18 protein-coding genes and 1 riboswitch are annotated in these 22964 nt (G+C 44.2%); of the genes, 5 read left to right on the top strand and 13 right to left on the bottom strand.

Annotated features, from left to right (window positions below; all coding sequences use genetic code 11):
- Window positions 1-41: 41 nt before the first annotated feature.
- From BLQ13_RS22965 to BLQ13_RS22930, 8 genes are all read right to left on the bottom strand, one after another.
- Entirely contained in the window at window positions 42-1064 is a 1023-nt protein-coding gene (locus BLQ13_RS22965; RefSeq protein ID WP_090924016.1) for an SDR family oxidoreductase, read from the bottom strand.
- Window positions 1065-1217: 153 nt separating this feature from the next.
- Window positions 1218-1643, bottom strand: a complete 426-nt coding sequence (locus BLQ13_RS22960) for a cupredoxin domain-containing protein (protein ID WP_090924015.1) — start codon at window positions 1641-1643, stop codon at window positions 1218-1220.
- 102 nt (window positions 1644-1745) lie between these two features.
- Window positions 1746-2711 carry an EamA family transporter gene (locus tag BLQ13_RS22955; RefSeq protein WP_090924014.1) on the bottom strand — a complete coding sequence of 322 codons (966 nt, stop codon included), beginning with the start codon at window positions 2709-2711 and terminating at the stop codon, window positions 1746-1748.
- A 105-nt stretch (window positions 2712-2816) separates the two neighbouring features.
- Window positions 2817-2927, bottom strand: a riboswitch (purine riboswitch).
- 137 nt (window positions 2928-3064) lie between these two features.
- Window positions 3065-5272, bottom strand: coding sequence for a DEAD/DEAH box helicase (locus tag BLQ13_RS22950; RefSeq protein WP_090924013.1), 2208 nt, complete (start codon window positions 5270-5272; stop codon window positions 3065-3067).
- Window positions 5269-6660 (bottom strand): ATP-binding protein, encoded by a 1392-nt coding sequence (locus BLQ13_RS22945; protein ID WP_090924012.1) that lies wholly within the window; start codon window positions 6658-6660, stop codon window positions 5269-5271. The genes BLQ13_RS22950 and BLQ13_RS22945 overlap by 4 nt, the downstream gene beginning before the upstream one ends.
- 5 nt (window positions 6661-6665) lie before the next feature.
- Window positions 6666-8246, bottom strand: a complete 1581-nt coding sequence (locus BLQ13_RS22940) for a TerB N-terminal domain-containing protein (protein ID WP_090924011.1) — start codon at window positions 8244-8246, stop codon at window positions 6666-6668.
- Between the two features lie 217 nt (window positions 8247-8463).
- Window positions 8464-11004, bottom strand: coding sequence for a diguanylate cyclase domain-containing protein (locus tag BLQ13_RS22935; RefSeq protein WP_090924010.1), 2541 nt, complete (start codon window positions 11002-11004; stop codon window positions 8464-8466).
- A gap of 87 nt (window positions 11005-11091) precedes the next feature.
- Window positions 11092-11688, bottom strand: a complete 597-nt coding sequence (locus tag BLQ13_RS22930) for a biliverdin-producing heme oxygenase (RefSeq protein ID WP_090924009.1) — start codon at window positions 11686-11688, stop codon at window positions 11092-11094.
- Window positions 11689-12000: 312 nt separating this feature from the next.
- Between BLQ13_RS22930 and BLQ13_RS22925 the strand changes: the two genes are divergently transcribed.
- The 4 genes from BLQ13_RS22925 (at window position 12001) to BLQ13_RS22910 (ending at window position 14857) form a co-directional block, all read left to right on the top strand.
- On the top strand, window positions 12001-12825 hold the full coding sequence (locus tag BLQ13_RS22925; protein ID WP_244159426.1) for a Nif3-like dinuclear metal center hexameric protein: 825 nt from the start codon (window positions 12001-12003) through the stop codon (window positions 12823-12825).
- A 361-nt stretch (window positions 12826-13186) separates the two neighbouring features.
- Window positions 13187-13612, top strand: coding sequence for a DMT family transporter (locus BLQ13_RS22920; RefSeq protein ID WP_090924008.1), 426 nt, complete (start codon window positions 13187-13189; stop codon window positions 13610-13612).
- Between the two features lie 33 nt (window positions 13613-13645).
- Entirely contained in the window at window positions 13646-14344 is a 699-nt protein-coding gene (locus tag BLQ13_RS22915; protein ID WP_090924007.1) for a Crp/Fnr family transcriptional regulator, read from the top strand.
- A gap of 18 nt (window positions 14345-14362) precedes the next feature.
- On the top strand, window positions 14363-14857 hold the full coding sequence (locus BLQ13_RS22910) for a DMT family transporter (protein WP_090924070.1): 495 nt from the start codon (window positions 14363-14365) through the stop codon (window positions 14855-14857).
- Between the two features lie 323 nt (window positions 14858-15180).
- On the opposite strand, the gene BLQ13_RS22905 is transcribed toward BLQ13_RS22910, so the two are convergent.
- Both BLQ13_RS22905 and BLQ13_RS22900 read right to left on the bottom strand, forming a co-directional pair.
- On the bottom strand, window positions 15181-16395 hold the full coding sequence (locus BLQ13_RS22905; RefSeq protein ID WP_167375823.1) for an AbiH family protein: 1215 nt from the start codon (window positions 16393-16395) through the stop codon (window positions 15181-15183).
- 691 nt (window positions 16396-17086) lie between these two features.
- A complete protein-coding gene (locus BLQ13_RS22900) occupies window positions 17087-17326 on the bottom strand; it encodes a hypothetical protein (protein ID WP_090924005.1) in 240 nt (79 codons plus the stop codon).
- Window positions 17327-17428: 102 nt separating this feature from the next.
- Here BLQ13_RS22900 and BLQ13_RS22895 point away from each other — a divergent pair, with 102 nt between their 5' ends.
- On the top strand, window positions 17429-17851 hold the full coding sequence (locus BLQ13_RS22895) for a hypothetical protein (RefSeq protein ID WP_090924004.1): 423 nt from the start codon (window positions 17429-17431) through the stop codon (window positions 17849-17851).
- 413 nt (window positions 17852-18264) lie between these two features.
- Here BLQ13_RS22895 and BLQ13_RS22890 read toward each other — a convergent pair whose 3' ends face one another.
- The 3 genes from BLQ13_RS22890 to BLQ13_RS22880 all read right to left on the bottom strand — a co-directional run bounded on the left by BLQ13_RS22890 (window position 18265) and on the right by BLQ13_RS22880 (window position 22744).
- On the bottom strand, window positions 18265-18981 hold the full coding sequence (locus BLQ13_RS22890) for a YebC/PmpR family DNA-binding transcriptional regulator (RefSeq protein WP_090924069.1): 717 nt from the start codon (window positions 18979-18981) through the stop codon (window positions 18265-18267).
- A 152-nt stretch (window positions 18982-19133) separates the two neighbouring features.
- Entirely contained in the window at window positions 19134-20855 is a 1722-nt protein-coding gene (cysI, locus tag BLQ13_RS22885) for an assimilatory sulfite reductase (NADPH) hemoprotein subunit (RefSeq protein ID WP_090924003.1), read from the bottom strand.
- Between the two features lie 53 nt (window positions 20856-20908).
- Window positions 20909-22744, bottom strand: a complete 1836-nt coding sequence (locus tag BLQ13_RS22880) for an assimilatory sulfite reductase (NADPH) flavoprotein subunit (protein WP_090924068.1) — start codon at window positions 22742-22744, stop codon at window positions 20909-20911.
- Between the last annotated feature and the right edge of the window lie 220 nt (window positions 22745-22964).

The following is a 22964-nucleotide window of genomic DNA, read 5'->3' as shown; positions in this document are numbered from 1 at the left end:
TGGAATGGGAACGTGTATAAAAAGTCATTCTCTATCGAGTTTTACTTTCCATCTCTGATATTAAGCAACGCCTCGTCCAATGTGCTGACAACAAGGTCACACCATTGATCGAATTCAGGGTCCTCCATCTGTAATTCCGGGTGCTCCAGAATATGCTCAATCGTGCTGCGAATGCCCTGGTCAGCCCTTGTTGTAGCTACAAATTCAGGAACCAGTCGTTTCAGTTTGCTGTTGTCAAAAACAACCGTGTTAGCCTTATCTCCAAGCAAACCACCCCTGAAATCCAAATCACTGCTAGCCGCCAAAAAATCCGATGGCACATGAACTGCATGTAACTTGACCCCGAGTACATCAGCAATGATTTCATGAATCTGGTTCCATGTGACAGACTCATCCGAAGTGATATGTACAGCCTCTCCGATGGCGTGGATATTGCCCATTAAGCCGATAAAACCTTTGGCAAAATCGGTGTTGTGTGTAATCGTCCATAACGAAGTGCCGTCACCGTGAATGATCACTGGTTTATTTTCAAGCATACGCTTCAGAACCTGCCAGCTTCCCTTCTCACCATGTACACCAAGCGGCACGGACTTATCCCCGTAAGTATGGCTTGGACGAACAATGGTCACGGGAAAACCTTCATCCCGATATAGTTTCATCAGGTAGTCTTCACACGCAATTTTATTTCGGGAGTATTCCCAGAATGGATTGGATAATGGCGTTCCTTCGGTAATTCTGTAATCCGACAGCGGAGTCTGATAGGCCGATGCGGAGCTTATAAAAATGAACTGCTTGGTCTTGCCTTGAAACAAACGATAATCTCTCTCCAGCTGAGCGGGTACAAAAGCAATAAAGTCCGCAACGACATCAAATTGTAAATCGGCAATCAGATCGGCTACCCGTTTTTCGTCATTAATGTCGGCTTGAAGAACCTTGACTCCTGCAGGCAAATTGTCATTATGATTCCCGCGATTCATCAAATACAATTCACAGCCTTGCTTGGCAAGCATGTCGGTAATAGCTGTACTTATAGTGCCTGTTCCTCCGATAAATAGCGCTTTCATTGCTGCACCTCCAGATCGATTATGTTCCCCGTTCATGATATCATGCAGGTGAAAAAGGAGCAAAGTCCGGTTGCCCGAACTCTGCTCCTCCTTTTGAAATTGATATAAAGAACTCTATCCTACATGTACTGTCCGGTTCAATTCGTTGACTCTTTAAATAACCTTAATCGTACCGTAGATCATGTACATCCCGCAGTGAAGCTCATATTCTCCAGGGGCGACGTTTTGGTCAACCGTGTAGTAGTTGTCACCCTTTTGCATATAAAGATCCATGCCTAACTTCTCTGCAGCGACAGATTTGACGTGTGTCACGCTCCGGGTCAGGATGAAATTAATTTTCGTAGGCACTCCAGATTTCACCTCAATAACATTCGGCTCAAATCCATCGTTGCTCACGTTCACATTAATGACCTCATATCCTTTCAAATCCTCCGGTGTTTCGACCTTGGCCGTTACTGCATTACCCGATCCGGGGGATACGTCTTTGCCCATGAAGTATACAAAAAATCCACCAAGCAGAGCAATCACAGCCACACCTAACGTTAAGAATGGCCACGCTTTTTTAAACCAGCTATTCATATACACACTCCTTATTCCGTTGTCCCATCTTCATTCGTAAGTGGATGGATGTACTCTACAAGCATACCCCATTATGCACTTGATGAAAATGACCCCTCTGGGCTATCCGGAATATACAGGTGTGCTCCGACTTCGCCGTGCCCTCATTTTATACAATTCTGGCAGAGCCACACCAATCAGTACGATAACGACACCGAACCACTGTAGAACACTAACATGCTCATGCAGTACGATGGAGGATAATAACACGGCAACCGGAAGTTCAACTGCCCCCAGAATCCCCGCCATATCTCCACCAATATGAGGTACGCCGATGGCGAACAGCACTGGCGGGATAAAAGCTCCAAAGAATCCAAGTAACAATCCAAACACAAGCAGTTGACTCCAGATTAGACCGTTAAAGAGGAACGTCGGCGGGAATAAAATGCAAAGCAGAATCAATCCGCCTGTAACCATCCAAGCACTCCGAAATGCCGGGTGTGCAGAAGGAACTGCTTTACCGCTGAATAATACAAACAAGGAGTAACTAACTGCCGCCATTAATCCGAGCGCAATCCCCATCCCACTTACATTACTAATGCCCTGTTCCAGAAAACCTGCTGCCAGCAAGGTTCCACCAAACAAAATAAAGAGGGTCAGGAACGTGATTTTATCTGGACGCTGACGTTTGCTAATCGCCTGAATCAGCACGCTGATCCATGTAAATTGGAAGAGCAGGATGATCGCAAGCGATGCCGGAATATAACGTAATGATTGATAATACACGAGTCCGGTAATTACCGTTGGCGTTCCAGCCGCCATCAGCATCAAACGCTGTTTCCAAGTTAAACGTGTGAAGATGTTTGAAGGACTAGCCGATGTAACCTTTTCTTGGCTAACAGCCTGTGCTTTGCGTTTAGCTCTAAAACGCGTGTATAAAGCCAGCATCCACGACAAGATGAAACCGGTAATCAGCTGTGTTCCCACAACCTCACCAAGTTGATATCCCTGGCCATACGCCAGTACAACAATGGTGGACAGAATACCATAACTCATCGCGCCTGCAAGGACTGACAAATAATATTTCATGTGTAATTAACCTCCCGATGATTCAATAATGCGCCCCGTGTCCGGGTTCATGTAAGGTCACAACCACGTATTAAATGCAAAAAATCCTAACTCCGAGCAAGGAATATGTTGATTCCTTTGCTTCGTAGTTAGGAAGTATAGGCTTCCCGTAGAGACCCTCGCCCTGTGTACACTTTCGGCCTGCGAGGTTATACGAAATGAAGTATGCAATTTAACTATCGCTCATGTGTGACGACTTTTCATATATTACATGGGAGGTCAAGTGGTGTCAACCCATTTCTTTTCAATTTTTAAACGTTAAAAAAATGAAAGCTTAACATGGCCACTCTCATTTGTTCACTCCAATGTCTCCTCTAGCTGTCCCACTCCAGCGTCTTTTGCAATCCTGATTTCAATCCTTCGAGATCCAGACCATCTACTGCAAAAGCTTCACGAATCAAGGGCGGTGCAATAAACTCATCATATTTGCCAAGATACGGTGCTTCATCCTCAGCAAGCAAATCAGATGCATCCTGGGCCGTTCGACACTCACTCATCATCTCGGCTAACAAGGTTCGTTCGTCCACTTTGCCTGATACCACAAAATAATATGGTTCCATCGGCACAACGGAACGCAAAGCGAGCCTTTCAGACAAATTATGTTTCATTAACCGCTCCAGCGTGCGAAACGATTTGCTACCTACCCAAGGCAACACATACATGGAATCCCCGCCTGCCGGAATGACAACCTGTTTGAGCAATCCGCTCTCACGAGCCAGGCGACGTGCGCGCTCCAACCGGTTAACGGCCTGTGGTGACAGATACGGATAGATCACGGATTCGGACAGCACCTCGCGCATTTTTTGTACAACCGCGGTATGAATATCTCCACCTGCACCAAGCCACAGTGTATCGACTTTGCCTTTCGCGGACTTCACGTACACGGCCTTATGCTTGTGATCCACTTCTTCCACCTTCCACAGCTTACCGGCGAGAGAGAAACAATAGCCTGGTGGCGGCACGGTCGTGATCGACCCGATTTCTTCCGAGCCGTTCAGTACTTTATGCTCTTCATCGTCCTTGAACACGGCATAGAAGCGGTAGTTGTTTACAATCTTTTCACCCGTGAGTCCGATAATCAGCGTCTGTTCTTCCGTCCATTGCAGATGATCCGTCGCGATCAGGTAATTCAGGAACGTTTGATATTGATCCGGTGTAATCTCTGAAAAAGGCGCCAGGGAGAGGATTGCGGCCGCAAGCTCTCTTGGTTCAGCCTCCCCCATACTTTTTAACATGCTCATCGTCTGGTGATAAAGAACCCCAATAGGCATTTTCCGAGCTTCAAGTGGCTCTACCCATTTGGTTTTAACGTACAGCTCAATCACCGCTATTGCACGCATTAATGTCCATGGCATACGGGCCGGCAGCTGTGCTTCCTCGTCTTCTTCCTCCGGGCATACAAAAAGCATCTCCGATGCCATATCATCACGCCTACCCGAGCGACCTAGCCGCTGAACGAAACTCGAAGCACTATAAGGTGCCCCAAGCTGAACGACACGCTCCAATTCTCCCAGATCAATGCCAAGTTCCAGCGTAACCGTCGCAGCAGCAACAGCCGGACCTGCACCTGTCCGCAAAGCCGCTTCGGTTTCTTCTCTCAGCATGGCCGATATACTTCCATGATGCACATGGAACACATCCCGTTCTTCTCTGCGCGCTGCAACACGGCGCATCTCCAGAATCGTGACTTCCGCATCCGTGCGGCTGTTGGTGAAAATCAGAGCCTTTTTGCGATGTGTGCTCTCATAAATGAAGTCGTAATAGGCTTTACGCGCATGATGAAGCTGCTCAGCCTGCTCTTCGTTTTGTGCATCCGGGAATGAAAAATGCTCCACCCGGAGCCGCAGTTTACGTCCGCCTGGGGAGGATACGACATCAACTCCTTGCCGTGTTCCCGCTGCAAGCCAAGCTGTCGCTGCTTCATAATCGCTAAGTGTAGCGGATAATCCAACTCTTCTAGGAGCACAGCCAGCCATGCGTTCAATTCGAGCCAGCTGGCTTAACACCTGAATGCCCCGATCCGCTCCCATGAACGCATGCACTTCATCGATAATGATATAACGCAGATCATGAAAAAGCGCAGGAATCGCATTCGGTCGATTCATCAACAGCCCTTCCAGCGATTCGGGCGTAATCTGCAGCACACCTGACGGATTTTTCATCAGCTTGGTTTTCTCAGCCTGCGGCACATCCCCATGCCAGTGCCAGACAGGAATATTCCCTTCCGTGAGCAAGTCTTTGAGTCGTTCGAACTGGTCGTTAATCAATGCTTTTAAAGGGCCAATATACAGAATGCCCACCGATTTGGAAGGCTGGTCATAAAGTTCAGTCAACGCAGGAAAAAAAGCGGCCTCCGTCTTGCCGGAAGCCGTCCCCGCCGCAATCAGCATGTGGTGCGGAGTGTGAAAACAAATGTTACACGCTTCAATCTGCGCAGGACGTAGCGATTCCCATCTTTTTTTATAAATAAATTCCTGCACAAACGGAGCCAATCTATAAAATGGATTTGGGTTCTCACTCATAGTTCGAACTCCGCCAGAAAATCATCAAGCTCATCGGATTCCTTTTGGGAACCCTTGGCTCCACGAGCCAAACCATCGGAAAGAGCCGCACGCTCACCAAGTAACTGCTCGTAAGTCACATCAGGATTCTGATGTAGCGTATGCAACACATCCATAAAGTCACGCACCACTTCTCGTGTTGTCAAAAGTTCATCCGCACCCAAACGATTCACAGCCATTTGCATAAAACCAACTAATTGTTCATCGCTTAAACTTGCGGTATATGCAAAATGAAGGGCATGAATCTGGCGTAGCTTTTGTAGCAAAATCAAAATTTCTTCATGCGACAACATCGCAAGTTTGATAATGGGGCCCGTATAATTCGCATACGCACTTGCGGAATAACGACCGTCAATAAGTCTGGATCGAAGCGCTTCATAGCTGTACAAACCACGGCGTTCATCCTCCACAAATTGAGGGGTTCCCCCCACAAAAATGCCCAGATGCTCGGCTTTCCCCTGCATCGTATCATTAAACATCGTTAGCAACTTCTCGTAGTTGCTTTGACGCGAAATGCTGTTTGTAATTTTATACAGATTCACAGCTTCGTCGATAAAGAGTAACAGCCCTTTGTAACCGATACGTGCCGTAAATTCAGACCATAATTTGAAATAATCATACCAGTTATCATCATCGATAATGACACCCACGGAAAGCTCTTTTTTCGCCTCCGTTTTGGTCGCGAATTCACCCCGAAGCCAGCGGAGTGCAGACTGTTTCAGGTCATCATCCGCAAGTTTGTAACCATTCCAGTAAGAGGCCAGCACTTTGGCAAAATCAAAACCGTGAACCAGGTTCTGCATTTCACCCGTCACGAGGTAAATCTGTTTTTCTACCTCCAGCGGTAACGCAGGATCATCTGGACGTATATTCAACTGAGTCATCGCTGTTTGCTGCAAGCCTGCAATCCATTTTTGCAAAAAAGGCTCCAAAGCCCCACCATCCGGGCGTGTTCGTGTAGACAAGCGTGTCATCAGCTCACGATAAGTTGCCAGACCTTGCCCTTTTGTGCCGACAAGTCTACGCTCTGGAGAAAGATCCGCATCCGCAACCACAAACTCACGATCCATCGCATAATTTCGAATCATTTGCAAAAGAAAGCTTTTACCGCTACCATAACGGCCAGTAATCAGTTTAAATGCTGCACCGCCTTCAGCAATGTTATCCAAGTCTCGCAAGATCGCTTCCACTTCCGGCTTTCGCCCTACAGCAATTTGCTCCAGTCCAATCCGTGGCACGACGCCTGCCGTTAATGAATTCACAAGTGCGGTGGTCAAACGTTTTGGAATCTTAAGCTGGTTTGGTTGATGTTCTGTCTTTTGATGTTCATTCACTGTATGCTCAGTCATGTCAATCACCTCTTCACATGTTCAAATACATCTATATAATCAGCAACGATTCGGTCACCATCCACCAGAAGATCTCCGATGGTTTCCATAGCGATATCGTTCATTTCATCTAGTAAAAGAGCTGGCATCGTTCCCGTTTCTTCGGCAAGCCGCATCAAATCACCATCCGGATGTTCACCAAGTAAAGCGTGGATGGCTCTTACATGCCGGGCATCCAACCTCTCGGCAAATTCTCGCCACTCCTCTGGTACATGGGCTTCCGCAGCTTCGTCCCATATAAGCACTTCATTCCAACGCTCCGAACTCATGGATGGCTGACTCCCGTTGTCTAGGATCGATAGTGAACCACTTTGCTGTTCTTGGAAAAGCGGCTCATCCATTCCGTGTCTTTCATTCTCGTCTGCGTTTTCTTCAAGGTCAGATTCAGCATTATCCGATTCGGAATGTGCGCTATCTTCAATGCTCAACGCCTTACGCACATATTCGCTATCCTTCTGCAAAGAAGCCAGTTTGGCCTTATCAATCTGAATGACGGGCGCAGTTACAGCCTCAGCTTGTTCCATGGCAAAAGCTCTTTCCAGATAACGCTCAATCACACTGGCAAGCTCAGGCTCCAGCGTTTTACCTCGCAGACGGCCCCGGAAACCTCTCAATTCACGCAGCTTATTTTCCGTACAGCGGTAAATGTGGGTTAACCTCTCCACAAATTCACGTTCCAATATGAGAGGAACATGAGTGAACGTAACAAATCTGCCGTAAATGGACTCGTCATATACCGCTTTATGAAACAGCGTGCGTTTCACCGTCTGCTCGGCTTTCGATTCATGCGCAGGCAACAACCCTCTTTGTTGCGTTCGCTGCAAATACGAATCCATCACAGCCATCACTTTGGGCACATATCGTTCCATTAATTCTTTGCCGCCATCCCGGTAAAAGGCATTTAGCGTAACATCATAGTCAAAATACCATTTCAGCATATCCAGCGTTATCTCAGCGACATTATCCTGTAACACCCGTTCTAATTCCTTGTCCATCAATGATGCTGGCAAATAACCACCCGAGAGCATCATCACATCATGAAGCAATGCTTGAAGATCGTGAACCAGAACGTAATCGACCATCCACTCCTGCATATAAACATGAAGCTGAGGAAGCCGCTCTCGGTAATTCAACCATAATCGTTTTAATTGGTGATAACCATCCTCTGGATGTAACCAGCCGATCCCATTAATCAACTCGTAAACATGAACAAACAGATACGACAGGTCGACATCCAGGTATCTTTCCTGGCGTACCTGCGTTCTCCAGTACAAATACCATTTCAGCTGTACGTCATTCATCACCCCATACGTCGGCCAGTAACTCATAAATGGAACAGGTGAAGTTTCTTCTCCCGTAACTTCTGCAAGGCGTCTAGCTTCCTCCACAAATCGCTTCTCCGAAGACAATACAGCTCCCTGCGACTTGTGTGGTTGACGAGTCTGGTTCTCTATAGATGAACGATCAGGTATACGAATCGAGGTTGTCTCTGTATCTTCACTTAGATCAATCTCCATGAATTCCAGCTGTTCCGAATGATCTCTCATGGAATTGAATCCACCTCTTTCAGGTCAAAATACGAACACGTGTATCCATACGCATCATTATAACACTTGTGTAGCTTCTATGGGCGGCAAAATCATACTTTCTTTTCACACAAAAAAGAAGGCATCACTGCCCTCTTCTCTATTTTGTATTTCCTATCTATTTTACAGGTAATTGAATCTCTTTTTTTGATACACAGTGCGGACTTATCGGTTGAACTCAAACCACCCGCGTACGATTTTTGCCTTCATCCTTGGCTTGAGACAGGGCTTGAGTAGCCAGCTCGATCAAATCACTTGCGACAGTGTTCTCATCAGGAAGCAGAACCGCCCCGCCAACGCTGACTGTAACCACACCACTCTGACCCGTGAGCTCTCGCTGGATATGCAGAGCAAGCACATGTTGCCTGATCTCCTCAGCCAGTTCCATTAAATGCGCTGACGTTGTGTCTTTTATTTTCAACATAAACGTACCTCCGCGCTGGCGGGAAATGAGAGCATTATGCTGCTCACTAACCACCGTCAGCACCTCTCCAATCCACTGTAAACACAGGTCGCCACCTTGCAGGCCATACGCCGTATTATAAGAACGGAAATCGTCAATATCAATGATCAACAGCCCCAGACTGCAGTTGTCCTGCAAGCAATCATTCCAATCCTCTTCAAGCTGCTGCTTGAACACCGTTTGAACAGGCATATCGGTTAACGGATCGGTGGTCAGGTAATTGCGTAATTGGTTTGTTGTTTCGCTATAATCATCCTGCTCTTGCTGTGAAGTTCTGCTGCGAAGCAACAACATGACGGAAGGTTTGCCTGCATGAACGACGGAGGCCATCGTAATCTCAAAGAGCAAAGACATGCCAGAAGCTGTTGTAAAATACAACTGATTGTTCATCAAACTTGTGATGTCGAGCTGCAATTTTTCAAAGTCTTGCCGTAGTATGTCCCTTGTATTATCAGGCAAAAAATCGTTGAAACTCTTTCCGATCAGACTGCCTGTACTTTCATATCCAAACAGTTCGGCCGCCATCCTGTTACAGTAAATAATCCTCCCTTCGGTAAGTGTGAAAAAGGCAACAGGCGAGAAGTCCATCAATTGCAAATAACGTTGCTCGTTTCGCTTCAAAATACGGGCATTCTGAAAAGCGTGCTCCTCCGCTTGAGCCAGCTGATTTTCCGTCTGACGACGCACAATAGACTTTAGCAAAGGTAATATGCTCAGTTCTCTCGTTGTCCATGGATAGGAGGTCGATTGCACAACCTCCCTCCATTTTTCAAACGATTTCCGCGGAGACAAACGTACACCATCATCCGTCTTCAGCACGGCTTTCGCCGGATCACCAGCCCATTCGACCACCTGAACTACCTCGGGACGGAACCATAACATATAGTTGTGGTGACCCGGTGAGATGGCAACATAAATAACCCCGGAGGCTACATCTTGATATCGCTTGGCTGTCTCGTATTCCAGACTCAGCTTCGACGTGTGATAGCTGTGATCCTCTGCCTGTCCAGCCAGCCATCCGGCCAATTCACGAATCTGTCCATTTGTCGGAGTCTCACCGAATAACAGCAACTTGTCCTGGTAACAAATTGCCGCACCGGATGCATTCATTAACCTAAGAATGGTTTCCTGCTCTCCTTGCAGCTCTTCCACCACTCGCGCCGGGCTTGTATTGCCGATGAAAATGTTAACGATCCGCGTAGCAGCCTCACGGGAGTTGATCTCTGCTTGGTAATCATCCAGCTGTTGACGCTGGAACAATTCATTAGAGAAAAAGGCTCCCAGGAAGTTACACAGATTACGAACACGATGCGGAACGTATCTTGCAGAATAATGATGACACGTAATGAGTCCCCAGAGTTGATTATCATGGATGAGCGAAATGGTCACGGTAGCTCCCACGCCCATGTTTTGCAAATATTCAATATGAAGCGGAGATACACTCCGCAACACAGACAGACTTAAATTCAAAGGTTTGCCTGTAAGGGGCTGCAACGTTGGTACGATTTCAACAGGCGTATAATCCACGTTGACAATGGTACGTAGCCAGTTACGAAGATACAGTTCCCTTGCTTGCTTGGGAATGTCCGAGGCCGGATAGTGATGCCCTAGAAATGGTTCGAGTTCCGGTTCGCGCGCTTCCGCAATCACTTTGCCGTTCCATTGCTCGTCAAATTCATAGATCATGACTCTGTCATATCCAAGCATTTCTTTGACTTGTTCAGCCGCAATCTGGCTCGCATCCACGCGGCTGTCCGTGCTTTTGATTCTTCCGAAGAAACGGGATATCCATTCAAAATCGTTCGATTCGATGTTTTCTTTTTCATAATAAGGCTCAATTTCAAGAATTAACAGACCTTCGCTCTCATGCAGGACCGTTGAAAAAACTTTCTCTTCCCCTGCCACTTCTATAATCAGATCCATATAATGCAAGTCTGACGTTACAGCTGCGTTCGAGCGGTTGTTCAGGAGCTTGTTTACATCTTCTTCAGCGATCAAGTCGCTTAGAGGCATACCTAAAATATCTGAGTAATCTATGCCCAGATGATCCTGTGTATTTTGGCTACACTGCACAATGGTTGCTGTCCCTTTGGGATCGATAGCCAGAAGCACGCCATGTGGCTGGATAAAGCCAGGAATATGAATAGGCTCCTTGTCGCAGTTATTCAGGTCGATCGGATCATTCGTATATGTCCCTTGCGGGAGTAAGGTGCGGTTAAGCATGCTCATTTCTTGCCTCGACCTAGGTTCAGCCATGAACTTGAATATCTCCTCTCAGCGTGTGTTGTTTCATTGTTACAGAACTTACGTCGGGTAGCTAATCGGGTGTTGCAGGCGTTATTCTTACGTATTAATCCACTGATCCAGTAGCCGGAATGTATCGGAGGCTGTATGCAAAACGCTGTCTTCATCCTCGGATGTCTGAATCGATTGCTGTAACAATTCCACAAACTCGCTCCATCTTGCGCGTGTCTGTGTGCCGTATGCGTTGAAATATTGCAGTCCACGATCCGCTTCTATAGGCAAAAATTGTGACAGCCGTTTGGTCATGATCTGACCACCGTTCGTTGAACCCTCAATGACATAGAGATATCCGAACAGTCGTGCAAGTGTAGAAATGTCGGGTAAATCCTTGCCGTCGCATTGTGGAATTTGCTTGATCTGCTCTTCGCTTAAGCCCAGATCCCTCAGATCTTGCTCTAATAAACCAGCCTTGCCTCTTACCTCAATATCCAGTCCTGTTTCCGCCAAAAAAGACTGCCTTATTGCTTGATCCTCCAGTGGTTTCAGGAAACCGTAGAATTTCTCCAAGTACGCTCTATATTGTTCAATTGTTATGGTTGAATCCATAATCGCTTTCGCATAGGGGTTCTGTTCTACTTGTCTATGATAATGTGCTGTCTCACTCTTCAGGCGTTCCATAATACTAACTGCCGTCATGTCGTATCCCCTTTCGTATGGTAATGCGAATCTAGGCTATGAATAGCGTAAGAATCCATTGCGAATATAGTAAATTTTACCTGATTCAAAAAAGACTCTATGTAAGTATACGGTTTCTCGTATAAGAAAACTACATGAATTCAAGAGGCTTGTGAACTGGTTGTTCACTTACGTTGTTAGGTTAACTGCGGAATTGATGGATGTTTGAAAATCGTTCATTTTCAGGGTAATGAAGTATCGTATGTATAGCTGGTTTTTACCTATGAAGATGATACACTAGCACTATATCCTTATTTTGGAGGAATGAATCTAATGGAAATTAAAAATATGACACGGCCAAAGGAACTCACGGTTCAAGAGATTATACTGCACCTCACAGAGGGGATAACACTTCCGGAAAATACAGTGGATCAGCTGATCACGGGTTCACCGGATCAGTTTGTAACAGGCATTGTGGTTGCTTTTATGCCTACACAACAGGTCATTGAACAGGCTATTCAGGGCGGAGCTAATCTGATTATTGCCCATGAATCCCCATTTTATAATCACCACAGTGCGACCGACTGGCTTGTGAACAACTCCGTTTATACGGATAAAAGAACATTGATCGACCAAGCAGGCATTGCTCTTTTTCGTTGCCATGATATAATCCACCGTTTCGAGCCAGATGGCATTACAGATGGACTCATTCAGGAGCTTGGCTGGACTACATATCTGAGCGGGCGAACAGCAGAGTCGGATATAGTTACATTTCCAGAAGGAATGACCGTTCAGGAAATTGCTCAACATTTAAAGCAACGTCTGGGTATTGACTATGTCCGCATTGCGGGCAATTCTGAAATCGTTTGCAGACGCGCTGCCGTTCTGGTTGGATTTCGTGGAAATGGACCCGTCACGATACCTCTTCTTCAGAATGAACAGGTGGATCTGATTATCGCAGGGGAAGGATTTGAATGGGAAACGCCTGAATATGTTCGTGATGCTGTGCAGCAAGGTAAATCCAAAGCACTCATCATGGTTGGACATGCCGAAAGTGAGGCCCCGGGAATGAAGCTTTTGGCGGACAGACTGGAGGAGTCTTTTCCAGAGACCAAAATTACTTTTGTAAAGGAACAGCCTGTATTTAAGGTGTTTTAACGTTAGGCTAGGTTGGAGAACATCTTGAACTACAGCTGACATACCTTTTTACGTAACTTGTCTCATTTATAAACCTGACGATCCTCAGTGACCCTATCTCCTCCATTTTTCCACATATCCAGCGTTTTGACCTCGTTTGGTGGAATAGCGTTCCTGGGATCGTTAATCCACTTCTACCTCCTTCCTCCCCTTCCTACCTTCCATAGCTACTTCTTTTCTTGCTTTTCTGGAATATCCTGAAGCTTTAGTGTACGCTAGATGCTGTAAATTTCAGACTCAGGACATTTGTCCTTGGCTGTTTGGAGATATTTATCATTTAATAGAAGTCGAAGTCATGCATTGAAGGAGTGTACGGAGAAAGATGAGAGGGATTATTTTTGCCTTGCTGGGCGGAGCCTGCATTACGCTACAAGGGGTTGCTAACACCAGAATCAGCACAGATATAGGCACATGGCAGGCCGCCTCGATCACACAGTTAACGGGATTTATACTCGCGGCGATCATCCTGATGTTTGTGCGGGACACCAATCTTCAGGGAATTAAACAGGTTAAACCGATGTATCTCGCCGGAGGAGCATTTGGTGCGGTTATTATTTTCAGTGAAGTCTCCGCGATTCAGCAAATTGGCGTCACTTTTACGATCTCGGCATTGTTGATTGCCCAATTGTTTCTAACTTTTTTGATCGACAGCAACGGATGGTTTGGCGTGCTTAAACAAAAAATGAAACTGCCGCAATTCCTAGGTATTGCTCTAATGATCGCCGGTGTCATCATTATGAAGCTGTAGTTTCATTACAATTAACGCAGAGGTGAGAACCGCATGGAAGAGATTCATCAATCCCAGCAAATTATGGACTATTTAAAACAGTATCAATTGGAGGCGGTTTTTCACGAACACCTACGTCCTCATATGACCCTATGTCAATTTGAAAAATGTGAGCTCATCTGCCGCGAAGGCGAAGCTTCCGAATACTTATATGTCCTGGTAGAGGGGAAAATTAAAATTTTCACCACCTCTCCACAAGACAAAACACTCGTGCTCTGTTTCAAAACACCGCTTGAAGTGGTGGGAGATATCGAATATGTGCGTGAAAGTAACATCGTTAACACCGTTCAGGCGGTGTCCCCTGTTGTAATGCTCCGTATTCATTACCTCTGGCTAACTGAGCTTGCCAGTGATTACGCGCCATTACTGCAATTTTTGCTAAAAATCATCTCACACAAGTTTTACATCGATTCGAACTTTTCGAACTTTAATCTGATGTATCCGGTGGATGTTCGCTTAGCCAGTTATCTGTTATCCATCTCAACGGATGAAGGCGGAACCGTACTGCATGAGGAACTGGATGCTTTTAACCTGACGGACATCGCCAACCTGATCGGCACCAGTTATCGCCATTTGAATCGGGTGATTCAGAAGCTGTGTGCTGACGGCTACATTCAACGGGATCAAGGATTAATCCGCATTAAAAATCGCGCAGGCCTTCGTCATATTGCGGGACACAATATCTATGAATAAGGAGTTAGGACACGTATGATCATTACAGGTATATTACTTGCGCTGCTCGCCGGTTCACTGGTAAGCCTGCAAACCATATTTAATAGTAAAGTTAATGAACGCATCGGTTCATGGTCGACCACAACGATGGTGTTATTTACCGGATTTATTGCTTCTTTCGTAATCTCTCTCCTCGTTGAAGGAAAAAATACATTTAGCTTGCAGCACATGCAGTCGTGGTACTGGCTGAGTGGTGCGATTGGTGTAGGCGTCGTCTTCTGTCTCGTTCAAGGCATGAAGTTACTCGGCCCCACTTATGCAATCTCCATCGTATTAACCTCTCAGTTAAGTTTCGCTCTACTATTTGATTCGATGGGCTGGCTCGGTCTGGAGCAAATTCCGTTCTCATGGAACCAACTTATTGGTGTACTTGTCATTGTAGGTGGCATCGTGCTCTTCAAATTTGGCGGATTGAAAAAAGAGACATCCGATTCATCGGATAAGCAAGCCCACACTGTGCCGAGTAAATCTTAATATAGCGAAAAAGAGTGTCTCCCGATCGAAATGGATTGGCTAGACACTCTTTTTATTCAAACAATTTAAAGCATAATTATTTAGAACATACGTAAGTAAGTTAAGTAGATTGCTCTGGAGTCACGATACTCCAGCGACCTTGAATACTTCTTGTACGTCGTGAAATTGATCTGAACGATCTATAGTTTGTTACTCTAACTTTTTGTATGAAATTTTATACGTTTATCAATTAATGTCGACAAAACAACATCGGATTAAATTCAGTTGCTTACTAATTAGGATGAAGCTTAATGAGTTGTAATACTTTCATCAATATTTCTTTTTTAACGAACTGCTTCATCTAAAATTGGAGGCGTTTCTGCATCTTTAATTGGGGATTGTTGTTGCTTAAAAGTAATACTTTTATTTTCACCATGCACTCGTGAAATTAAATTATCTACGCCTAGTACTTTTACTAAATTTGCAATCTGAGATGAATATACCTTTTTGTTATAGTAAAAAATTGTGGTTTTCATATTTTCCATTTCAATCAATTCTCGAAGAACATCCTTGTCGGTTATATCAAGTGAATGTCCGAAGATGTAGAGTTCAGATGAAGACTGTGAATTATTTTTCCTTATCCAGTCTTTATAAACACAGCCTGTCTCCTTGTGTATTCTTTGAAAATATTTTTTATAAGAAATAAATGATGTATTTTTACTCGCTTGTGTACTGTCTAAATACTCATCAATGCCTAAGACCATGTTATTCGTTTCTAGATTATGTTTAGAATCTGCTTTTCCATGAATAAAGTCAAATTTAGGACGAAACAAAGACACATAACCTTTCTCATAGGTATTGGTATAATTAAAACTTAATACTTTATCAAAATTGATGTTCTTTATGTCTGGAAGTGTACTCTCAATATCAATATTCTCGACACAATTCACAAGGAATATCTCTAAAGAGCGTATTAGCTTAGTCAAATCCTCTTCAAGTTTTTGAAGCAATTTTCCATCAACTTTAAATTTAGATGTATCTGGGTTGTTTTCTCGAACACTCACTGACAAAAGGGTTTGTTCAATGCCCTTTTCTACAATATCTTTTTGATCAAAGCATTCTTTAATTCTATACTGTTCCAGAGCTTGTATTACCCGAGATATTTCAGACTCAAAATCTATCCAACCTTCATTAATATAAGACTCAACTGAAACAAAATGTTGATACCAATAATTCCCCTTAATGTTATCTAAAATTTCTCGAATTACTTTGTTCTCTGATTTATCTACTAAAAAAAACAGGTCGACATTTTTAGCAAGAGATTCATCTTTTATACTTCCATACTCTTGAGTTAATTCTGTAATTAACTTGTGAATGTACTGTTTGATATTATTGTTAACTTTTGATGTTTCATTTAAATGCTTTTCAATAAAATTTAGTATGCCACCACGATACATAGACATAGCTTTAATTAATGAGAGGAATTTTAAAAAATCGTTGTATTTTGTTGGCAGTCCATGAGCTAAATCGAATCCATTTCCAATAACTAATATTTTCAAGAAAAATCCTCCATAGTAACATACTTTGATAATATTTAGTACTATATCTCTTCTTGTCCCTATCTCATGAGCTCCGATTCAATTGAGCTAAAACATCTACTATTGACGTTGCACAACATTATCTACGATCAATTTAGTTCGCTCATTATTTTCTGAGACTTAGTTGATTTTGGCACTATGATAAAACTATGAGTGATTGGCCAATCTTACTTCTTAATCTCAGATTATCTTCGAACGTCCTCAAGAAGGAGCCCGGTTTTAATATTGGGGTGAATTGTTCTTTTTGTTGTGAAAACATCTTGATTTCCCCATGCACCATAGGTGGCAAAGTCATAACGAGTAGTAAAGCAATCAACTTGTAGAATCCGGTGAAATGACTCGATGTGAAGTTTGTACTAGGTGTTCGTGGTGGAATCCAGCCAGAATTTCAAAGCCCTCATATACCTATCTATTCAAATGTAAATCTCCCCACCTGTTACTAGTCGTATTCCGCATAGAAGCTCTTAGTTTCAAAGTAGTCTAGGGACTAAAGAACTCCATCTTTATGTAGTACAGCTACAGTATCTAAAATATTTCTTTTAATTTTTTTGTAAATTATTTAACCATTCATCGCCAATCACTTGTAATCCCCTTAATCCAACAGTCCCAACAATTGCAACAATATACTCTAATACTAAAATCTCTATACTTATTATTTAAGATTTTTATAGTCTGGTATAAAAAGCCTCCCATGATACTCAGGTTTCCGTAGTAAGTCTACATGCTGCTTAATTGTATCCACGTTTTTTCTATGAATAAAGAAGTTGTTTTTTAGAAAGCTATTATTGAAAATCTCATCGGCTATATTTTCACTTGATTTATGGGGATACTTCTCCAAAAACATGTAAATAGCTAAATTTTCAAAACTTGTCCATTCAGGTGCTCCAGCCATGTAAATATACCTCCATTTTGTTATAAAATCCTTTTACCTATCATATCATTTATGGTTAAAACTGTATATAATAGAGATACTCTTACAAAAAGGATTGAGACCATGCCAAAGGTTTATATTATTAATACAAATAAATCAAACAACCCTCAAGCTGAAAATGACATGATTAGTAACATGAAATGTTCCGCTTACTATAGCCCTTGGAAGCATTATATCGATACAATTGAAGCAAACGATATTGTTTATCTCTATAGTAGTGGTGTGGGGATAATTGCAAGGGGAATAGCAACAGGTATCGTTGAAATTAAAGATTACATTGGGAAAGAAAATGAAGAACACTATATGTACCTAAATCGATTTGAAAAATTGAGTACGCCATTAACAGCTGATAAAATTACGAATATACTGACTGAGGCCACAATTGATAAAACGGAGTATAAGATTCAATGGAATCAGACTATGATTCTCATTGCTTATTCACTTGGATTAAAAGTTTGGCAAGTGATCACAAAAAAATACATTTAGATTGTATTTTTTTAACAGAATAAAGAAGTGATATTGATCTAGCTTGTAAGAAACAGGAATATTTTAAAGAAAGGAATTTGTTGAATATTTCTGGAATATTAGAATACGTTTTTGATGGTATACAAGAATAATTAAAATGTAAAACAATTGAGCTAATTATAGAGAATGCCATCATTAGACACTAAAGTGATCTGAAAGGTAAATGAGGGTACTTCCTTTATGAAAAAAAACACTAATAGCTAAATGCTAATAGTGTTTTTTCATAAAGGAAATTATAAAACTATCTAACGATATTGTTCTCCCACTCTTTCTAAGAGTTAGAGTCGATTTGAGTACCTGATTCGATATTTTCACAAATTCTAAAAACTGTTTAAGGCTAGCAGAAAAATCTTTTTCTGAAGTCACTATCTCGCTTACACAAACTCCACGTTATGATAAACCTGTTGCACATCTTCCAAGTCTTCGAGCGCATCGATCAGCTTCTCGAATTGAACTTGGGCGTCTGCAGGCAGTTCAATGTGGTTTTGCGCCAGCATCGTCAGCTCGGCTACGGTAAACTCGTTCACACCCGCAGCCTTGAATGCTTCCTGTACCGCGTGGAATTGGTCTGGTTCTGCGTATACGATAACCGCTTCATCTTCATCCACGATATCACGAACGTCTACATCTGCTTCCAACATGATTTCCAGCACTTCTTCCGCATTTTTACCTTCAACGCCGATGACTGCTGTCGGATCAAACATGTAAGCAACAGAACCACTCACGCCCATGTTGCCTCCGTTTTTGTTAAACGCAGAACGCACTTCAGGTGCTGTACGGTTTACGTTATTCGTGAGCGCATCCACGATGACCATCGCACCGTTTGGTCCGAAGCCTTCGTAACGCAACTCTTCATAGTTCTCATCGCCGCTGCCTTTTGCTTTTTCCATCGCACGGTCAATGATGGCTTTAGGTACGTTATACGTTTTGGCACGCTCCAGAACGACCTTCAGTGCACGGTTCGCTTCAGGGTCTGGTTCGCCCTTCTTCGCCGCTACATAGATCTCAACGCCAAATTTCGCGTAGACCCGGCTTGTGTTTGCGTCTTTTGACGCTTTCTTTTCCTTAATATTATTCCACTTACGACCCATATCGTTTCCGCTCACTTTCAACATGTAATCTGCTTTCTACTTTGTCATTATATCGTGTTGCGCTTGGTTCAACAAGTTCATCTCATCAAACGATTCTGCATCGAAGAAACAAAAAGCACTCCTTAAGGAATGCTTTTTGGGTAAACGTCAAGTTACGCGTGGAACTGTCTTCCGTCGAGCACTTCAGGGACATAACCCGCACGGATCACGAAATCTCCGAAATGTTCACCTTCGTTGCGCTCTTTGGCATATTGATTAATCATCGGTGTCAGTGTGTCCAGAATCTCATTTTCACCGATATTTTCGCGGTACAATTTGTTCAGACGATGACCAGTAAAACTACCACCGAGATAGAAATTGTACTTGCCTGGTGCCTTTCCGATAAAAGCAATCTCTGCCAGCATCGGTCTGGCGCACCCATTCGGGCAACCTGTCATACGAATGACAATCTCTTCATCCCTCAAACCCGCTTCATCCAGTACAGGCTCCAGTTTGTCGATCAAGGATGGCAGGTAACGCTCGGATTCAGCCATAGCCAGGCCACAAGTTGGTAGCGCAACACAAGCCATGGAACTTCTGCGAAGTGCTGAATAATGCGCGCCATCCGTCAGATTGTATTGTTGCATCAATGCTTCAATCTTTTTCTTTTTCTGGCTACTAATGTTGCCGATAATCAGGTTTTGGTTCGCCGTCAGACGGAAATCCCCGTTGTGTATTTTGGCAATTTCACGCAAACCCGTCATGAGCGGATAACCGTCTACATCTTTTACCCGTCCATTCTGGATGAATAACGTGTAATGCCATTTGCCATTACTGCCTTTCACCCAGCCATAACGATCCCCATTATGGTCAAAATGATATGCACGTGCCGCTTCCAGACTCCAGCCAAGACGACTCGTTAACTCATCAACAAACCACTCCAGACCATGGTCATCGATTGTATATTTGAAACGCGCATGTTTACGAACCGCACGATCCCCGTAGTCACGCTGAATCATGACCGTTTTCTCTGCAACATCAATCATCTGCTCCGGCGTGCAGAAACCAATGACTTTGGATACCTGAGGATATGTCTTCGAATCTCCGTGAGACATGCCCATTCCTCCACCAACAGATACGTTAAATCCTAGCAGTTTGCCGTTCTCTACAATGGCGATAAAACCGAGATCCTGTGAAAATACATCCACATCATTGGAAGGCGGTACCGCGATACCAATTTTGAACTTACGTGGCAAGTATACCTTGCCGTAGATCGGTTCAACCTCTTCGTCCGAATCCTGGGAGTCAATGATCTTCTCCCCATCGAGCCACAGTTCATGATATGCACGAGTTCGAGGGTCCAGATGATTACTCACCTGACAAGCCCATTCGTACACTTCGGCATGAACTTCAGACTGATTCGGATTCGGGTTGCACATCACGTTACGGTTAACGTCACCACATGCAGCGAGTGTACTGAGCAAAGAGTCATTGACCTCACGAATCGTATTTTTGAGATCCCATTTCAACACCCCGTGCAACTGAAACGATTGACGAGTGGTCAGACGGATCGTCTGGTTCGCATATTTATGGGCAACACGGTCCATCATCAGCCACTGCTCCGGCGTTACGATTCCCCCGGAAGCACGCACACGTAGCATGAACTGATATGCAGGCTCCAGCTTGGATTTATTGCGCTCATTGCGCAGGTCACGATCATCCTGCATATAGCTGCCATGATGTTTCATCAGCCGGTTATCATCTTCGGGAATTGAGCCAGTAATGCGATCGGCCAGTGTCTCCGTGAGACTTCCACGCAAGTAATTGCTCTTGATCTTTATATCTTCCACATCGCTGTTGGTACGTTGCGGATTAAGTAAGTTATTATAAGCCATGCCGCTTTCTCCTCTCGTTTCTGCGGAATATAACCTTTCGGCTTAGCCTTGGATTAATACACATCCCGCTGATAACGTTTCTCCTGTTGTAACCGTGTCATGTATTCCACAGCCTGCTCGGATGACAAGCCGCCTTCCTGCTGTAGAATCGTAATCAGCGCCGCATGTACATCATGAGCCATTTTTTTCTCATCGCCGCAGATATACACGCTTGCTCCATCCTGAAGCCATTGGTACAATTCCTTGCTATGTTCCAGCATACGGTGCTGTACATATACTTTCTGTTCCGTATCACGAGAGAAGGCAACATCCATTTTCGTCAGAACGCCATCTTTGAGCCAACGCTGCCACTCCGTTTGGTAAAGGAAGTCTGTAGAGAAGTGCTGGTCCCCGTAGAAGAGCCATGTTTTTCCTTCTGCACCCGTTTCTTCTCTTTCGCCAAGGAAAGAGCGGAATGGAGCAACCCCTGTTCCAGGTCCAACCATAATGATTGGAGTATCCGGATTCTCGGGTAATTTGAAGTTGGGATTATGCTGAATATAAACTGGCAAGGTGTCACCAGCTTCGATACGTTCAGCGAGATGTACCGAGCATACGCCATAACGTTGTCTGCCACGTGCTTCATAACGTACAGTCCGAACCGTTAGATGAACCTCGTCCGGGAAAGACTTCGAGCTGCTTGCAATGGAATACAGACGTGCTGGTATTTTCCGAAGAACCGCTAGAAATTGAGCGGCTGGAATGCCCTTCAGTGCGTAGTCCTGAACCACATCTAGAAGATCGGAGCTGTTCATGACGTTACGGAATTCGGAATCATTGGCGAGCAATGCTGTTAATTCGTTGCCTGAACTCAACTTGGCGAGTTGCTCTGCCACCGGTTTGGTTACTGCTGTAATCTCGTAATGACGCAGCAGTGCTTCGTAAACCGATACTTGATCTCCATTTTTGTTCACCGTAACCTGTTCATCTGCATTCCAACCCATTGCTGCAATTAATTCATCTACCAGACGCGGGTGGTTCTCCGGGAACACGCCCAGGCTGTCGCCTGGCTCATAATCCAGATTAGAGCCTTCCAAAGACAGCTCAATATGGCGTGTCTCACGATCCGATCCGCGGCCATTCAAGTTGAGATTTTCCAGCACCTCTGCCTTGAACGGGTTGGTACGGTTATATTCCGATTCTTCACCACTTACCGCGGCTGTAATCGCTTCACTGGTTACCGCACCCGCAGTAGCTACTGTACTGCTAAGCGATGCAAGTACATCGTTCATCCACGTTGCAGCTGGCTCATCAAAATCAACATCACAGTCTACGCGTGGAACCAAAGCTGTACCACCCAGTTCCTGAAGTCGTTTATCAAAATCCTTACCCGTTTGACAGAAGAACTCATAAGAGGTATCTCCAAGCGCCAATACGGAATAACGAAGTCCGTCCAGCTTTGGAGCACGTTTGCTGTTCAAGAATTCATGAAAAGGAATTGCATTATCCGGCGGTTCGCCTTCTCCATGTGTGCTGACCACAATCAGAAGATTTTCAATTTTTTTCAGTCCGTTCGGTTTGAAATCTCCCATGGATGACAAGGTTACTTGCAATCCCTGTTCCTCCAGCTTCTTACCGAGTTTTTTCGATAATCCAATGGAATTCCCTGTCTGGGAACCGTACAGCACCGTAACTTCACGGGAAACGGCAGGAGCACTGACTGGCGCTGCTACCGGATTTTGTCCAACTTGCCCAATCAGGCCAGTCTGTGCTGTTGCCACACCTGCTTGATACGCTGCAATATACCCACCAAGCCAGAGTCTTTGTCCGTCCGTTAATGTAGGAATAAGTCGATTGAGCAATTCTACCTGCTCTTGATTAAAAGGACTATTTGTCACTTGAAGTTCCACCATCTGCCACCTCACGCATTACTTCGATTTTAATTCCTACTAAAATGATCATATTAATTTCTTCTCTCTAGAACCTAACACACCGGGGGGTGAGGGTCAATTTCAATGATTTTATACCATTTATCAGTTTCACTGATAAAGGAACAAAACGTGAAAATCACCTCGTTGCAAATACATCAACAACAATCGACAATGAACAGCAAAAAAAGCTTGCTTTGAC

It is taken from the genome of Paenibacillus polysaccharolyticus (assembly GCF_900102085.1).
GTDB lineage: Bacteria > Bacillota > Bacilli > Paenibacillales > Paenibacillaceae > Paenibacillus > Paenibacillus polysaccharolyticus.
The sequence above is the reverse complement of the archived record's forward strand: the minus strand, read 5'-3'. Positions and strand labels throughout refer to the sequence as shown.

Bases quoted from the DNA above. Each gene is read 5' to 3' on its own strand.
- BLQ13_RS22965 (WP_090924016.1), bottom strand. From the start codon at position 1,064: ATGAAAGCGCTATTTATCGGAGGAACAGGCACTATAAGTACAGCTATT.
- BLQ13_RS22960 (WP_090924015.1), bottom strand. From the start codon at position 1,643: ATGAATAGCTGGTTTAAAAAAGCGTGGCCATTCTTAACGTTAGGTGTG.
- BLQ13_RS22955 (WP_090924014.1), bottom strand. From the start codon at position 2,711: ATGAAATATTATTTGTCAGTCCTTGCAGGCGCGATGAGTTATGGTATT.
- BLQ13_RS22950 (WP_090924013.1), bottom strand. From the start codon at position 5,272: ATGAGTGAGAACCCAAATCCATTTTATAGATTGGCTCCGTTTGTGCAG.
- BLQ13_RS22945 (WP_090924012.1), bottom strand. From the start codon at position 6,660: ATGACTGAGCATACAGTGAATGAACATCAAAAGACAGAACATCAACCA.
- BLQ13_RS22940 (WP_090924011.1), bottom strand. From the start codon at position 8,246: ATGAGAGATCATTCGGAACAGCTGGAATTCATGGAGATTGATCTAAGT.
- BLQ13_RS22935 (WP_090924010.1), bottom strand. From the start codon at position 11,004: ATGGCTGAACCTAGGTCGAGGCAAGAAATGAGCATGCTTAACCGCACC.
- BLQ13_RS22930 (WP_090924009.1), bottom strand. From the start codon at position 11,688: ATGACGGCAGTTAGTATTATGGAACGCCTGAAGAGTGAGACAGCACAT.
- BLQ13_RS22925 (WP_244159426.1), top strand. From the start codon at position 12,001: ATGGAAATTAAAAATATGACACGGCCAAAGGAACTCACGGTTCAAGAG.
- BLQ13_RS22920 (WP_090924008.1), top strand. From the start codon at position 13,187: ATGAGAGGGATTATTTTTGCCTTGCTGGGCGGAGCCTGCATTACGCTA.
- BLQ13_RS22915 (WP_090924007.1), top strand. From the start codon at position 13,646: ATGGAAGAGATTCATCAATCCCAGCAAATTATGGACTATTTAAAACAG.
- BLQ13_RS22900 (WP_090924005.1), bottom strand. From the start codon at position 17,326: ATGGCTGGAGCACCTGAATGGACAAGTTTTGAAAATTTAGCTATTTAC.
- BLQ13_RS22895 (WP_090924004.1), top strand. From the start codon at position 17,429: ATGCCAAAGGTTTATATTATTAATACAAATAAATCAAACAACCCTCAA.
- BLQ13_RS22890 (WP_090924069.1), bottom strand. From the start codon at position 18,981: ATGGGTCGTAAGTGGAATAATATTAAGGAAAAGAAAGCGTCAAAAGAC.
- cysI (WP_090924003.1), bottom strand. From the start codon at position 20,855: ATGGCTTATAATAACTTACTTAATCCGCAACGTACCAACAGCGATGTG.